Origin of the sequence: Natrialba magadii ATCC 43099 (genome assembly GCF_000025625.1) — an archaeon.
GTDB lineage: Archaea > Halobacteriota > Halobacteria > Halobacteriales > Natrialbaceae > Natrialba > Natrialba magadii.
Map to the genome: position 1 here is coordinate 1,504,397 of NC_013922.1, position 12,780 is coordinate 1,517,176.

Annotated in this window: 15 protein-coding genes and 1 pseudogene; 9 read left to right on the top strand and 7 right to left on the bottom strand. The window is 61.2% G+C overall.

The window, feature by feature from the left end; translation table 11 throughout:
* Window positions 1–61: 61 nt before the first annotated feature.
* The 4 genes from NMAG_RS07065 to NMAG_RS07080 all read right to left on the bottom strand — a co-directional run bounded on the left by NMAG_RS07065 (window position 62) and on the right by NMAG_RS07080 (window position 3,272).
* Complete coding sequence (locus tag NMAG_RS07065; protein WP_004217282.1) at window positions 62–763, bottom strand: gamma-glutamylcyclotransferase family protein; 702 nt, start codon at window positions 761–763, stop codon at window positions 62–64.
* A 185-nt stretch (window positions 764–948) separates the two neighbouring features.
* Window positions 949–2,097: a citrate synthase gene (gene citZ / locus NMAG_RS07070; RefSeq protein ID WP_004217283.1), complete on the bottom strand. Its 1,149-nt coding sequence runs from the start codon at window positions 2,095–2,097 to the stop codon at window positions 949–951.
* Window positions 2,098–2,328: 231 nt separating this feature from the next.
* Window positions 2,329–2,700 (bottom strand): VOC family protein, encoded by a 372-nt coding sequence (locus tag NMAG_RS07075; RefSeq protein ID WP_004217284.1) that lies wholly within the window; start codon window positions 2,698–2,700, stop codon window positions 2,329–2,331.
* A gap of 206 nt (window positions 2,701–2,906) precedes the next feature.
* Window positions 2,907–3,272 carry a cell division protein SepF gene (locus NMAG_RS07080; RefSeq protein WP_004217285.1) on the bottom strand — a complete coding sequence of 122 codons (366 nt, stop codon included), beginning with the start codon at window positions 3,270–3,272 and terminating at the stop codon, window positions 2,907–2,909.
* A 207-nt stretch (window positions 3,273–3,479) separates the two neighbouring features.
* Between NMAG_RS07080 and NMAG_RS07085 the strand changes: the two genes are divergently transcribed.
* On the top strand, window positions 3,480–4,241 hold the full coding sequence (locus NMAG_RS07085) for a DUF1028 domain-containing protein (protein WP_012996528.1): 762 nt from the start codon (window positions 3,480–3,482) through the stop codon (window positions 4,239–4,241).
* A 353-nt stretch (window positions 4,242–4,594) separates the two neighbouring features.
* Entirely contained in the window at window positions 4,595–5,146 is a 552-nt protein-coding gene (gvpH, locus tag NMAG_RS20865) for a gas vesicle protein GvpH (protein ID WP_012996529.1), read from the top strand.
* Between the two features lie 213 nt (window positions 5,147–5,359).
* Here the strand turns inward: gvpH and NMAG_RS07095 are convergent, their stop codons facing one another.
* Entirely contained in the window at window positions 5,360–5,839 is a 480-nt protein-coding gene (locus NMAG_RS07095) for an RNA-binding protein (protein WP_004217290.1), read from the bottom strand.
* 164 nt (window positions 5,840–6,003) lie between these two features.
* Between NMAG_RS07095 and NMAG_RS07100 the strand changes: the two genes are divergently transcribed.
* The gene (locus tag NMAG_RS07100; protein WP_004217291.1) at window positions 6,004–6,636 is read left to right on the top strand and encodes a TMEM175 family protein; all 633 of its coding nucleotides are present in this window, start codon (window positions 6,004–6,006) and stop codon (window positions 6,634–6,636) included.
* An 89-nt stretch (window positions 6,637–6,725) separates the two neighbouring features.
* Window positions 6,726–7,025, top strand: a complete 300-nt coding sequence (locus NMAG_RS07105) for a DUF7562 family protein (protein WP_004217292.1) — start codon at window positions 6,726–6,728, stop codon at window positions 7,023–7,025.
* A gap of 56 nt (window positions 7,026–7,081) precedes the next feature.
* On the opposite strand, the gene NMAG_RS07110 is transcribed toward NMAG_RS07105, so the two are convergent.
* Both NMAG_RS07110 and NMAG_RS07115 read right to left on the bottom strand, forming a co-directional pair.
* Window positions 7,082–8,158: a DUF5787 family protein gene (locus NMAG_RS07110; protein ID WP_004217293.1), complete on the bottom strand. Its 1,077-nt coding sequence runs from the start codon at window positions 8,156–8,158 to the stop codon at window positions 7,082–7,084.
* Window positions 8,159–8,452: 294 nt separating this feature from the next.
* Window positions 8,453–9,373 (bottom strand): annotated as a pseudogene (locus NMAG_RS07115) (DUF7351 domain-containing protein).
* Between the two features lie 327 nt (window positions 9,374–9,700).
* Here NMAG_RS07115 and NMAG_RS07120 point away from each other — a divergent pair.
* The 5 genes from NMAG_RS07120 to NMAG_RS07140 are packed head-to-tail and all read left to right on the top strand — an operon-like array spanning window position 9,701 to window position 12,742.
* Complete coding sequence (locus tag NMAG_RS07120) at window positions 9,701–10,930, top strand: translation initiation factor IF-2 subunit gamma (protein ID WP_004217294.1); 1,230 nt, start codon at window positions 9,701–9,703, stop codon at window positions 10,928–10,930.
* A gap of 39 nt (window positions 10,931–10,969) precedes the next feature.
* On the top strand, window positions 10,970–11,356 hold the full coding sequence (locus tag NMAG_RS07125) for a PIN domain-containing protein (protein ID WP_004217295.1): 387 nt from the start codon (window positions 10,970–10,972) through the stop codon (window positions 11,354–11,356).
* A complete protein-coding gene (locus NMAG_RS07130; protein WP_004217296.1) occupies window positions 11,357–11,926 on the top strand; it encodes a DNA-directed RNA polymerase in 570 nt (189 codons plus the stop codon). It abuts the gene before it with no gap.
* A 2-nt stretch (window positions 11,927–11,928) separates the two neighbouring features.
* On the top strand, window positions 11,929–12,126 hold the full coding sequence (gene spt4 / locus NMAG_RS07135) for a transcription elongation factor subunit Spt4 (protein ID WP_004217297.1): 198 nt from the start codon (window positions 11,929–11,931) through the stop codon (window positions 12,124–12,126).
* A 13-nt stretch (window positions 12,127–12,139) separates the two neighbouring features.
* On the top strand, window positions 12,140–12,742 hold the full coding sequence (locus NMAG_RS07140; RefSeq protein ID WP_004217298.1) for a GTP-dependent dephospho-CoA kinase family protein: 603 nt from the start codon (window positions 12,140–12,142) through the stop codon (window positions 12,740–12,742).
* The last annotated feature ends 38 nt before the right edge of the window (window positions 12,743–12,780 follow it).

The following is a 12,780-nucleotide window of genomic DNA, read 5'->3' on the forward strand; positions in this document are numbered from 1 at the left end:
TAAAACCCACCCCTCCAGAGTGAAAGTGTAATCGCAAGCAGGCGCCGGGTTCGAACCGCCGTCAGACGTCCGGCGGACGAGTGTCATTCGCCAGCCGAACCACGACATTGTGTGCCTCGATGTAGTCGCGAACACTGTCTTCGAACGTTGCTGCTCGGGGCCACTCGAGTGCCGACTCGATGCCGAGTCGATCGGGGTTGCCGACGTAGGTCCAGACCGGGGGCTGACCGTCCTCGTCCACCGGACGGCTGTCCGCGTTCGCGCCTGCTCCCAGGTCAATATCCGCATCCGTGTCCAGGTCCGCATCCGTGTCCTGGTCCACATCCGTGTCCTGGTCCACATCCGTGTCCTGGCCCACATCCAGATCCACATCCGCATCCACCTCCATACTCGTGAGCCACGGAACGCGGACACGAACGTAGAGTCCACGCCCGACGCCTTCGTACCGATCGAGTCGGTCGAGCCCCGAGTCGGTGACGGCAAGGAGTGTTCCGATCGTTTCGCCGTCTGTCGTCCTGCCGTCCGTTGTCTCGCGGTCCGTCGTCTCGTCCACCATCGCTGCGTCCCCCGTCGTCGAACCACCCGTTACCGACCCGCCCGGCGCGAGCGTCGGATACTGGCCGTCGACCTGACGACAGCCCTCGAGAACGGCGTCGCCGACGATTTCAGTGTCTGGCCACTCGGTACCGAGGACGGCACTGGCCTGTTCGCGGTCGGTCAGCGTTCCGTAAACGAAAACGAAAGCGGAGGCGTGAGTGCACACGGGACGATCGAACCATCTCGAGGCGGCTACTTTTCGGTTGCGACGCGCTCGAGATGACTTCGCGACGAGCGATCACGGTGATGGCAACCACAATCAAAACAAACCAAACAAACCAAACAAGCCAAACAAGCCAAACAAGCCAAACACGGCAAGAGCAAGAAACCAAACCGCTCCACGGCGTGCCGTTACCGCTCCGAAATCGGCACGAACTCCTGGTCCTCCGGACCCGTATACCGGGCGCGCGGTCGAATCAGGCGATTATCGTCCTGGTACTCGAGTACGTGTGCGATCCAGCCGCCGGCACGGCTCATGGCGAAGATTGGGGTGTACATGTCGATCGGAATGCCGAGCTGGTAGTAGACCGAGCCGGAGTAGAAGTCGACGTTCGGGGCGATGCCCTTCTCGACGAGGCCCTTCTCTTCAGAGAGGTACTGTTCGATGGTCGTGGTGTAGTTGTACCACTTGTCGTCGCCGTTTTCGGCGAGTTCCTTGCTCCGTTCTTCGAGGATCTTCGCACGGGGGTCTTTGACGTTGTAGACGCGGTGGCCGAAGCCGGGGATGCGCCGGCCTTCGTCGGTGGCCTGTTCGACCCATTCGCGGTGGTCGAGGTCGCTCTCGTCGATTTCGATCAGGACTTCCATGACGTCCTGGTTGGCGCCGCCGTGGAGCGGGCCGGAGAGCGCGCTGATGCCGCCGGTGACGGCGCTGTAGATGTCGGCCATCGTGGAGCCGATGACCATCGAGGTGAACGTAGAGGCGTTCAGGCCGTGGTCGGCGTGGAGGATGAGCGCCTGATCGAAGGTTTCGGCGGCGACGTCGTCGGGTTGCTCGCCGGTGAGCATGTAGAGGAAGTTCGCGGCGAGTCCCAGATCCGGGTCGGGATCGACCGGCTCCTCGCCGAGTCGGTAGCGTTCGAAGGCGGCGAGTGCGGTCGGGATCTTGGCGGTAATTCGCCGGCCCTTTCGAAGTGTCGCGTCGAGATCATCGGGGTCGGCGTCGGTCTCGGGTTCAGTTGCCGAGAACATCGAGATAGCGGTTCGGAGGGCAGCCATGGGCTGCTCGCCGGCGTCGGCGAGACGCTCCATCGTCGCGAGCACGTCGTCGCTGACGGTGCGTTCCTCGGTGAGCGCTTCGGTGAACGACGCGAGTTCGTCCTCGGAGGGGAGGTAGCCGTTCCAGAGGAGATAGAGGACTTCTTCGTAGCTTGCGCCACGGGCGAGGTCCTCGATCGCGTAGCCACGGTAGATTAACCGTCCCGCGTCACCGTCGATCGAGCTGAGGTCGGACTCTGCGACCAGGACACCCTCAAGCCCTTTTTTAAGGTCGTCTGCCATACCGTGGAATTTCAGTCGCCGATGGAAAAGTATTGTCGTTTTCTCGCCGTGATCTGTCAATAGACGGGAGCCACTGCCTGACTGCAGATTTCCGACAGTGGTGTCTGCTCACAAAGCACTAGCGTGAGGAGACGGCTGGTGATCCGAACCCGTCGGTAGGAGTCGCCGAAAGACAGTATGGCCCGGTCACACGAGACCAATGCGGACAGTCGCAAACAGTTTCGCGTAGAACTATAGCTGTTCGACGAGTTCAACGACGTACCCGTCCGGATCTTCGACAAAGGCAACTCGACAGCCGATGTCGTCCATCGTCGTCGGCTCCATCTCTACGGGTGGGTCCACCTGCTCGACCAACCGATCAAAGACATCATCGGTACTCTCGACCCCGACGGCGACGTGTGCCATCGTGCCAGGATCGATTTCGGGGCCGCCAGCAAGATCGTGTTTGAACTGGAACTCCGCGTTCTCACCCCCGATGTAGACGTTTTCGACACCATCGTCCGTCTCGAACGACCAATTTTCCGTCAGGCCGAGCGCGTCGACGTAGAAGGTTCGCGTTTGCTCGAGATCCGATACCCAGAGTGCCGTGTGAATAACGTCCATGCTACCAGTGAGACGGACTATTGTAAGTCAGTTCCGGCGTCAGAGCAAGCGACCGCGAGTGTGTCGAGAGATGGGAGAGCAACTCGTCGCTCTATGATCGCTCTATGGTCGCGTGAGCGCAGACTCCAAAGAACGCTGAACCGACAACGAACGCTGAACCGACACTGAAACAGACACGAAGGAGCGAGCGATACCGACGGCGAACGCTACAACTGCTGGCCGAGTTTCTCGCGACTGATGTGTACACCAGTCGGTGTGATGATCATCTGATCTTCGCCCTTACGGACAATATCGCCGTCAACCTCCTGGGCGACCTGCCGAAGTTCGTCGACGATGTGCTCGACGGTGCTGTCTTCGGTTCGGAGCCGAGTGATATCCGCAATGACGATGTCGCCGTCGTAGACGGCGTCCTTGATATCGATCGCGTCCGCCTGACTGCCAACTTCCGCGATGTGTACCTGCATCGCCGCCGCGTCGGCCGAACTCGCCGAAACGTCGTCGAGATTCAGTTCGACGTAGTCCTCGGCGGTCCGCGACTGGTTGCCACCGAGAATCTTACTCATCAGTCCCATTGCCGTTACCCACCGGGGCCGCCAGTATAGTTCTTACGTCAGACGGACAGTCAGTCAGCCAATGATATCAGCTGGTTGTCTCCCTCAGTAGTGCTACCACACTGGACCGTCAACGTCCAGCAACGCACGCCCAACTACTCACACCAGCAACCTCCGCATTAGCCGCTACCTCCACGCTTTTTGACTCTCAGTCCGTCACCCCAGCCAATGACGTTCAGCATCTGCGTCCACGAATCCTACACGACCCCCGATGGCGAGGAACACGAGCGCTTCGGCGTCGCCGTCACAACCCGCCTCCCCGGCGTCGGCACGCTCTGTCCCTTCGTCAGCGAAACCGGTGCCGTCGCCACCCAGAGCCTCGTCAACGTCGACCTCGGCCGCACCGGCATCGAATACATCGATGACGGCCTCGGCGTTGGCGACGCACTCGAGTCCCTTCTCAACGCAGACGAGGGGGCACCCCAGCGCCAACTCCACGGCGTCGACGCCCAAGAGACGTTCGCCTTCTCGGGCGCGGAGTGTGGCGAGTGGTTCGGTCACCAGGAGGGAGAGCACTTCACCGTTGCTGGGAACCTGCTCACCGGCGAAGCGGTACTCGAGGAGACAGCCGCAACGTACGCGGACGTAGCGGTGCACGAGACGACGGACGAGACGGACGGGAGTCCGCGCGAGGGCGACGGTCCGGAGCCGCTCGCAAAGCGACTCATCGACGCGCTGGCAGCGGGTCATGAACAGGGCGGCGACAAGCGCGAGGGGCTGACGGTCCAGAGCGCGGCTGTGGTCGTCGAGTCGACGGAGTCACACGACGTGACGAAGCCGTACAACGATCTGCGCGTGGACGCGACTGAGACGCCGATTGCGGACCTGCAGGAGACCTACAAGCTCGCGGTGGATGGATACGAAGCAACACTCGAGCGATACGCGGAGGCGTACGAACAGGATTCGCTCGACGAAGCCACAGAGCGTTGAGTGGTGAACCGCCTGTAGATGGACGGAGACACCAGGTTTTGAGAGGCAGACAATTCTGAAAATCGTCCACGGTCCACTCGGTTTTCGTTTAGCGACCCGCTCCCGGTCACCGAACTGGCATCCGACGACGAACACAATCCTGTCCGTAGAGTGTGGCGGCAGTTCGCCTGCAGGGAGATATAGTAACAACTGCAACTAGTTACACACTGATCGCACAGCAGTCGTGCGATCAGGTGTGTATCGACTTGCAGTGGCTACTATAGATGACGGTACTGATGACTCACAACAAGTGGAGGGTCCAGTAGTTTATCCCGCCGCACACCATATAATCGCACAGCAAGTGGTGGACATTCATGGACAATGAAGATAAAAATGATCGCGAAAACAGCAACTCATCGAAATCCGATAGTCCACGAGAGGGGAACTCGCTTGGAGCCGCTCTTGAAGCCTCTCTACAGGCGGGGCTGCGATCAGTAGCCAATGGATTGCGGAATGCAGTTGAAGGGGACTCGAGTACAAGCGGGACAGCGCCCTCCAGAACACCGTCTCAACCACATCCGTCTGCTGATAGAAAGCAAACGAAGCAGAATCGTCGTGCAGAGGCCGTGAGGCGGAAGAAACGGACACACGAATCTAAATCTGAAGACTGCTTAATCGACACCCGCTTCACCGACGACGAGTTCATCATCATTGCTGATCTGTTTGGTGCCCGTTTAGACGACATCACGGTTGGTATCAACCCGAAAACAAACGAGCTCGTCATCAAGAAGACTGAAACTGTTGTTGGACGAGTTGACCTTCCGTGGACCTCGCCCGAAATGCAGAACGCGTGGTTCAATAACGGGATCCTTGAAGTCCACATAAAATCAGACGACTCCGGTTCGATCAGCAACTCACCGTCTTAGATGATCGAGTTGTGCAACCACTGTATTGATCTGGATACTACTCTGTGAGTTACTGGTTGACCGATCGTCCCTCCATCTGTACGACGCGGTCGACACGCTTCGTCGATGAACTCGGATCGAGTGCCACAGTCGTGTGCTGTATGTAGCACGGTTCCAAAAATCGACCCCCGTTCGGGAATCTCAACAAGCCCGACTGAAAGTGTGTGAGCTACGTTACGCCGTAAATCCGTACAACTCGTCGCCGACGTGGTGCAACGAATCGACGACCTTCCCCTCGTTGCCAGCCATCTCCGAGCCCTCGACACGGGCACGGCCGATCGCCAGCACCTTGCCGTGGGACTCCTCCGCGATGACGACCAGGTCGTCCGGCGAAATGTCTGCCGTCGCCTCCGTGATCCCCGGCCGCATCACGTCCGCCCCGTCGCTGACGAACGAAATCGCACCAGCGTCGACCGTCACCAACCGCCGTTCGGGCTCGTAGGCGTTCGCACCGCGAACCGTCAAAAACGGTACCTCGTCGAAGAACGCAACCTGTGGCTCGCCGTCGATGAGAATGACCTCACGGTCCGCATCCTCGAACTCGACGCGCTCGTACGTGTCACCATCAGGTGAAACGCCCAACTTCTCAGAGAGATCGGACTCGAGTGCCGAGACGTCGTCGCTGCGAAGGTGGTGGCGAGATTTGACTTCCATACCCGTGCTACCGCACGAACCCATTTAATAGAATAGATTTGGTGCGGACTGCGGTCTCGTGGACTGCAGTCTCGTGAACTGCAGATAACGAGGATCGGTGCCTGCACACGAGTGCCCGCGAGTTGGCTGCGCATAATCATGGTTTCTGCCGGTGTACGGCAGCTATGATCGACTCGCTCGGCGGCGAGGGAACGGACCGAATAGAGGGGTTGAGCGACGGGTTGTTCGCGATCGTGCTCACATTACTCGTGTTGCAGTTCGAGGTACCGGAGGTCTCTGCGGGGGAGTTGCCGGGAGCGCTCGCAGAGCAGGAGACGCTGTTGTTCAGCTACCTGCTGAGCTATTTGGTGGTCGGGATCTACTGGATCGTTCACCACAATCTCTTTCGGAACATCGTCGACCACGATCGGACGTTGCTGTGGTTGAATCTCCTGTTCTTGCTCTCAGTTTCGTTTCTGCCGTATCCGACGGAGATCATGGGACTGTACGGGACGCAGTTCGCCTGGACGCTGTATGCGATCAACGTCGTTCTGGTCGGAACGTTCCTGACGCTCGTCTGGAGTTACGCCGCGCGGTCGGGCTTCACCGCAGACGATGTCGACGAACGGACGGCGCAGCTAGTAACGATTCGCGGGCTGATTGCGCCCGCCGTCTTCGTGCTTTCGATCGGTGTTGCAGTTGTCGAACTCTGGCTCGCGTTCTTCGTTCCGATACTGATCGTACCTTTGCAGTGGCTGTGGGTGCAGTACTACCGCACCGACCGGTCCGATCGAGCGACCAATTCGAACGGCGACTAGTTCCTCCGCCGACCGATTCTCTGCGTAGACACTCGCGCTAAAACGAACGTGTGACAATTGCTAAGTAACCACACAGCATTGAAGTAGCTATGTGGCCATGGTCCTCCCGGTCCCCATCGGCGACGGTCACGTGTCTGGCCTGCGGCGAAGGCGTCTCGCGGTCCGCTGCCAGGGAGTACGACAAGTACGGTAACCAGTGGGACCGCCGCGACAAGGAGTTCGAACATCTCTGTCCGACCTGTCACAACGAGCTTTGTCACCAGCCGCGCGACGAACTCGAGGACATCCTCGTCGAACTACAGGCGGGCGAAGAAGAGACGGCAGCGTTTCTGTCGAGCTATCTGGCGACAGTCGAGGACCGCTATGGGCGCGTCGAAGAGGAGTCCTGAGTGCGACGTGAGCCACAGCGGCTGCGCAGGCTGAATTACGCTGCGCGGCCCAGAACTCACCGGAACTGATCCAGTCCAGACTGCCGGCGACGGCGTCCCCGAGGCGACGCGCGCCAGGGTGTCTGCCGATCCCGTTCTGACTCGAGATCAACCTCGGGGGCAGTCGCCGATTTGTAACCCGGACAGTCGGGACCGCAATCCGCGTTCGCGTCAACGAGGTCGCCCGCCCACGTGCAGTGGGGGAGCGTCACACTCGCCTCGTCGGACGCGACACAGGACGCACAGGCGGGGAAGTCGTACGTCCGCCAGCCCTTGCCGTAGGCTCGTTCGGCCAGTCGACGCCGCGCTCGTGCCTTTGCAGCGGCTGAAACGGGTTCGATTTCGGTCCGGCCTGGTTCGAACGCAAGCGGTTCGATGCCCGGTTCGGCGGTCGGTAACGGTGTTGGCTCGCGGACGACTTCGATCTCGACTTCGACACCAGCCTCGACATCGACCTCGGCTTCGGCCCCGGCCCTGACCTTGGCCCCACGTTCCAGTGCTGAGGAATCAGTACTCTCTCGGTCCCGATGCACCCGCCAGACGCCGACCGGATCAGGAAGTCGATGCAGGTGGGCCCGCGTGACGTAGCTCTCCGTCGCCAGAATCACTTCGTCGACGAGCGCCAGGCTCACGTCGGTTCGGAGTTGCATCTCGAGGTCGCCGGGCCGGCCAAGATCGGGTTTGTTCTCGATGGCGACGATGCGGTCGTACCAGTCTGGATACCGGGCGACCTGCCGGACGTACTCGCGACCGTTGCGCCGCTCGGATTCGAAGAAGCCGATCTCGCAGGCTCGTTCCACCGCTCGGCGGGCATGGGATGGATGACAGTCGAAGGCGTCCTTCCAGTAACGCGCTCGGCCGGGACCGACGGCGGATTCGATTGCTGCGTCCGGAATGTCTGCGTCCGTAATCGCAGTTCGCTCGTCGAACTCGAGTCCTGGTTCGATGCAGACGAGGTCCAGAATCCGGCCGCCAGGATCAGCAACGCTTCCGCCGAGCTGGCGGGCGATGAGCGGGTTAGCGCCCACTACCGGCGGATTGGAGGATCGCTCGAGGTGCGCACAGAGCGCGAGTTCGAACGCGAATTCGGACACACTCGAGCAAGGCGCGCAAGCGAGAAAAGCGGTCGGATTCGGGTGGTAGACTACTCGGACGATTCGCGTCGCGGCAAGATCACGATCAGATCACTCTCGCGTCGAATCGCAGTCTGACCCGTCTCACAGCGAGCAGGCCCGAAACGAACAGGAAGTAGCTACCAAGAACACGCTGACAACGATCACAACGGGATGGTTCCCGACAGCGGTGGTGATTGTCAGCGCAGCGAGCACCGATGCCACGATCAGGATCGCTAGCCTGAATGCAACGATGACCGCGTACTGAATTCCGTTTCAGTCGCTGGTCGGACTGGTTTCGTGGGTCTCGAGAACCGTCAGATCGTCGTCTATCGTCACGTGTAGCGCATCTCCGTCGAGCGGAATGCGGATCTCGAGCTGGTACGGATCACGGTCGACGATGCGCGTGAACTCGTTGGAGACACACCACGGCAGCGTCCAGTAGGGTTGGCCGTCGAGCGAGACGCCGCGGTCGCGGTGGAAGGTGACGACCTCGGAATGGTCGAGCAGTCGGAGGCCGGCGGCCGAACAGAGGGTATGCGCACACTGCTGGCACTCGTGATCCACGCGAAGGGTGACGCCGAGACAGCAGTCGTCCTCTTCGACGATTCGGGTTTCCATCCGGCCGCTACACTCCGGACAGACACCGTCAGCTGCCAGACAGTGCAGATGTCGCACTCGTTGGTCGAACGCATCGGCGATTTCGGTTCGCGTCCGGTCGGCCAGGCCGCCGGGCGGAAACGCGTACTCGCCGTGGCCCTGGCCGCAACTCCGGCAATCGATGGCGAGCCGTTCGTCCTCGTACGTCGCCGCCAGTGGGCTGTCGCAGGCGAAACACGCGCCCGCAACGTCGAACGGTTCGATCGACGGGTGTTCGTTGAACGAGCCCGCGATCACCGACCGAACCACCTTCTCACCGGCGTGTTTGAACACATATCCATCCCCCTGTTGGGTGACGAAATGGCCCACCAACTTCTGGAGGTGGTAGTTGAACTGCGCCGAGTCGCGCATGCCAACCTCGCGTCACAGTTCCGAGAACGACACGGCCGACTCGTCGGCAGCCCACAGCGCCTCGAGAATCGAGAGTCGAACCTCGTTGCCGACCAGCGCGAACGCCTCGGCAGGGTCGAGACAGTCGGTGCACTCGAGTATCCCCTCGGCGTCCGGGGGCTTACTCGCGGTGTTTGACTTGCTCATAGCGTGGTATACGTGAGTACGTACCAAAATCGTTCGCTCAAGTCATATTTTATAGCCCAGTTTACATTTCTGGCGGGGTAGTTGGGCGGTCAGATGAGGAGGTCAACCAATCAAAATCGTCGAGAACGGGAGCCGTCACGCCCGGATGGTGATCATTGAAGGGGGACACAGCTCGCCAGTACCTGTTGCAGCCTGCGAAATCGAGGAGATAAATCGCACGCCGAGACTACCAGACTGACAGGACGGTCACGGCGACGCAGACGCCTGCAGAACAGTAGGTTTATCAATCGCACGAGGGAAGGCCTACCTAAGATTACTCATCGTCTTATGGCAGGAACTCAACAACCGGAGGTGAACATCGGGCTCGTCGGCCACGTCGACCACGGCAAGACGACGCTGGTGCAGGCGCTAAGCGGCTCGTGGACGGACCAGCACTCGGAGGAGATGAAACGCGGAATCTCCATTCGGCTGGGCTATGCGGACGCAACGTTCCGCGAGTGTCCCGACCTGGAAGAACCCGAGCGTTACACGGTCGAGGAGGAGTGTGCAGACGGCTCAGAGAGCGAACCGCTTCGAACCGTCTCGTTCGTCGACGCACCGGGCCACGAGACCCTGATGGCGACGATGCTCTCGGGCGCATCGCTGATGGACGGCGCCGTGCTGGTCGTCAGCGCGAACGAACCCGTCCCACAGCCCCAGACCGAAGAGCACCTGATGGCGCTCGACATCATCGGAATCGAGAACATCGTCATCGCCCAGAACAAGGTCGACCTCGTCAGCACCGAACAGGCACAGAACAACTACCAGCAGATCCAGGAGTTCGTCGAGGGTACCGTCGCCGAAGACGCGCCGGTCGTCCCCGTCTCGGCCGGTCAGGAGGTCAACCTCGATCTGCTGATTCAGGCGATCGAAAACGAGATTCCGACGCCCGATCGCGACCCTGACGTCGACGCACGGATGCACGTCGCCCGCAGTTTCGACATCAACAAGCCGGGAACCAGTGCTTCGAATCTCACCGGCGGCGTCCTCGGCGGCAGTCTCGTCGCGGGTGAACTCGAGTCCGGCGACGAAATCGAGATCCGACCGGGTCGCGAGGTCGAAGAGGGTGGCCAAACCGAGTACGTCCCGATTCAGACGACGATCCGCTCGCTGCAGGCAGGTGGCGAGACGGCCGATACCGTCACGCCGGGCGGCCTCCTCGGTGTCGGAACGGGGCTCGATCCCGCGCTGACGAAGGGTGACGCCCTCGCCGGACGCATCGCGGGTCCACCTGGCTCGCTGCCGCCAACCTGGCAGCAGTTCACGATGGACGTCGACCTGTTAGAGCGCGTCGTCGGTACCGACGGCGGCGAGGTCGACGATATCAGTACTGGCGAGCCGCTGATGATGACCGTCGGCACGGCGACGACCGTCGGCGCAGTGACGAGCGCCCGCGAGGGCGAGTGTGAGGTCAATCTGAAGCGACCTGTCACCGCCGAACCGGGCGCAAAAATCGCGATCAACCGTCGCATCGGCGCTCGCTGGCGGCTGATCGGTCTCGGAACGCTGCAGGAATAGCACACTGGGCCGAAAACACTGCACGCAGATCACGACACGATGAGCACCCGAGTTGCCCTCGACACGAGCGCGTTGATGATGCCAGTCGAACTCGACGTCCGGCTGTTCGATGAACTCGAGCGCCTACTCGATTCGTTCGAACCGACGGCACCGCAGGCCGTCATCGAAGAACTTCGCCGCCTCTCTGAGAAGGGCGGACGCGAAGGCACCGCCGCGAACGTCGGTCACGACCTGGCGACCGAGCGCTGTCTCGTCGTCGACACCGAGGCATCCTACGCCGACGACGCACTCGTCGAACTCGCCCGCGAGGGCACCGTCGACTACGTCGTCACCAACGATCGGCCGCTGCGCGACCGGGTACTCGAGGAGCACAGACCGGTAATTGCATTACGCGGGAGAAACAAGTTAGCGATCACTCAACCATAGATGTACAAACGGGTTAGATTGAAGGATACGGTGGAGGTACCGCCGGAGGAGCTCGGCGACGTGTCGCCGACGCTCGTCAAGCGACTGCTACAGGACAAACTCGAGGGACGCATGGACGAGGAGGTCGGAAGCATCGTCTCCGTCACCGAGGTTCGAGATATCGGTGAGGGAACAGTGCTGCCGAACCGACCAGGCGTCTACTACGAGGCCGATTTCGACGCTGTCACGTTCGATCCACAGATGCAGGAGGTCGTCGACGGCACCGTCGTCGAGGTCGTCGAATTCGGCGCCTTCGTCGGCATCGGTCCCGTCGACGGACTGCTCCACGTCTCCCAGATCAGCGACGAATATCTGGCGTTCGACGCCGAGAACCAGCAGCTCGCCTCGAACGAGTCCAACCGCACGCTGGGTGTTGGCGATCCGATCCGCGCCCGCATCGTCACCAAGAGCATCGACGAGCGCAACCCGCGCGACTCGAAGATCGGGCTCACGGCAAAACAGCCCGGTCTCGGCAAGCACGACTGGCTCAAGAGCGAACACGAGCACCAAGAAGCAACCGCAGGTGAATAACGATGGCAGCCGACCGTCTCGTCTGTCGTGAGTGTCACCGGGTCAACGACCCGGATAGCGAAACCTGTGATGCCTGTAACTCCTCGTCGCTGACGGAGGACTGGGCAGGCTACGTCGTCATCGCCCACCCCGAAGACAGCGAAATCGCAAGCGAGATGCAGGTCACCGAACCTGGCGCGTACGCGCTCAAGGTCCGGTAATCAGCCGATCGCTGTGACACCCGACGACACCAGTACGAACGCCGCAGGCCGTGACCGCAATCAGGAGTACGAGCAGCTACTGGTTCTACCCGACGACCTCCGCCACGAACTCAAGGAGCCGATGGGCCCGATCGAAACCGACGCCGAGCAGCTACTCGAGTCCGTCGATGGCCCGCTCATCGCCGTCGGCGACGTCGTCACCTACCATCTTCTACAGGCTGGGCGCGTCCCGGACGTGGCGTTCGTGGACGAGCGGACCAAGCGCGACGCCGTCGACGAAGAGATCCGCGACACCGTTGCGACGGAGCCGACCCACGAGGCAATCAACCCGCCGGCCGAACTCTCCGGCGACGTGATCCGCGCGCTCCGCGAGGGGCTCGACGACGAGGAGCCAGCGACAGTGCTGGTCGACGGTGAGGAGGACCTCGTCGCCGTTCCCGCAATCGCCGCCGCGCCCGAGGGTGCAAGCGTGGTCTACGGCCAGCCCGACGAGGGGATGGTCCACGTACGGGTGACGAGCGAACACCGCACGGAGATGCGCGAGTTACTCGAGCGCTTCGACGGTGACGTCGAGCGACTCTGGACGCTGCTCGAGTCACCGGTAGACGACGCATAGCGGACGTTCGCAGCGAACTCTTCTGAGAACGCTCCACT

Bases quoted from the DNA above. Each gene is read 5' to 3' on its own strand.
- citZ (WP_004217283.1), bottom strand. From the start codon at position 2,097: ATGGCAGACGACCTTAAAAAAGGGCTTGAGGGTGTCCTGGTCGCAGAG.
- NMAG_RS07075 (WP_004217284.1), bottom strand. From the start codon at position 2,700: ATGGACGTTATTCACACGGCACTCTGGGTATCGGATCTCGAGCAAACG.
- NMAG_RS07080 (WP_004217285.1), bottom strand. From the start codon at position 3,272: ATGGGACTGATGAGTAAGATTCTCGGTGGCAACCAGTCGCGGACCGCC.
- NMAG_RS07085 (WP_012996528.1), top strand. From the start codon at position 3,480: ATGACGTTCAGCATCTGCGTCCACGAATCCTACACGACCCCCGATGGC.
- gvpH (WP_012996529.1), top strand. From the start codon at position 4,595: ATGGACAATGAAGATAAAAATGATCGCGAAAACAGCAACTCATCGAAA.
- NMAG_RS07095 (WP_004217290.1), bottom strand. From the start codon at position 5,839: ATGGAAGTCAAATCTCGCCACCACCTTCGCAGCGACGACGTCTCGGCA.
- NMAG_RS07100 (WP_004217291.1), top strand. From the start codon at position 6,004: ATGATCGACTCGCTCGGCGGCGAGGGAACGGACCGAATAGAGGGGTTG.
- NMAG_RS07105 (WP_004217292.1), top strand. From the start codon at position 6,726: ATGTGGCCATGGTCCTCCCGGTCCCCATCGGCGACGGTCACGTGTCTG.
- NMAG_RS07120 (WP_004217294.1), top strand. From the start codon at position 9,701: ATGGCAGGAACTCAACAACCGGAGGTGAACATCGGGCTCGTCGGCCAC.
- NMAG_RS07125 (WP_004217295.1), top strand. From the start codon at position 10,970: ATGAGCACCCGAGTTGCCCTCGACACGAGCGCGTTGATGATGCCAGTC.
- NMAG_RS07130 (WP_004217296.1), top strand. From the start codon at position 11,357: ATGTACAAACGGGTTAGATTGAAGGATACGGTGGAGGTACCGCCGGAG.
- spt4 (WP_004217297.1), top strand. From the start codon at position 11,929: ATGGCAGCCGACCGTCTCGTCTGTCGTGAGTGTCACCGGGTCAACGAC.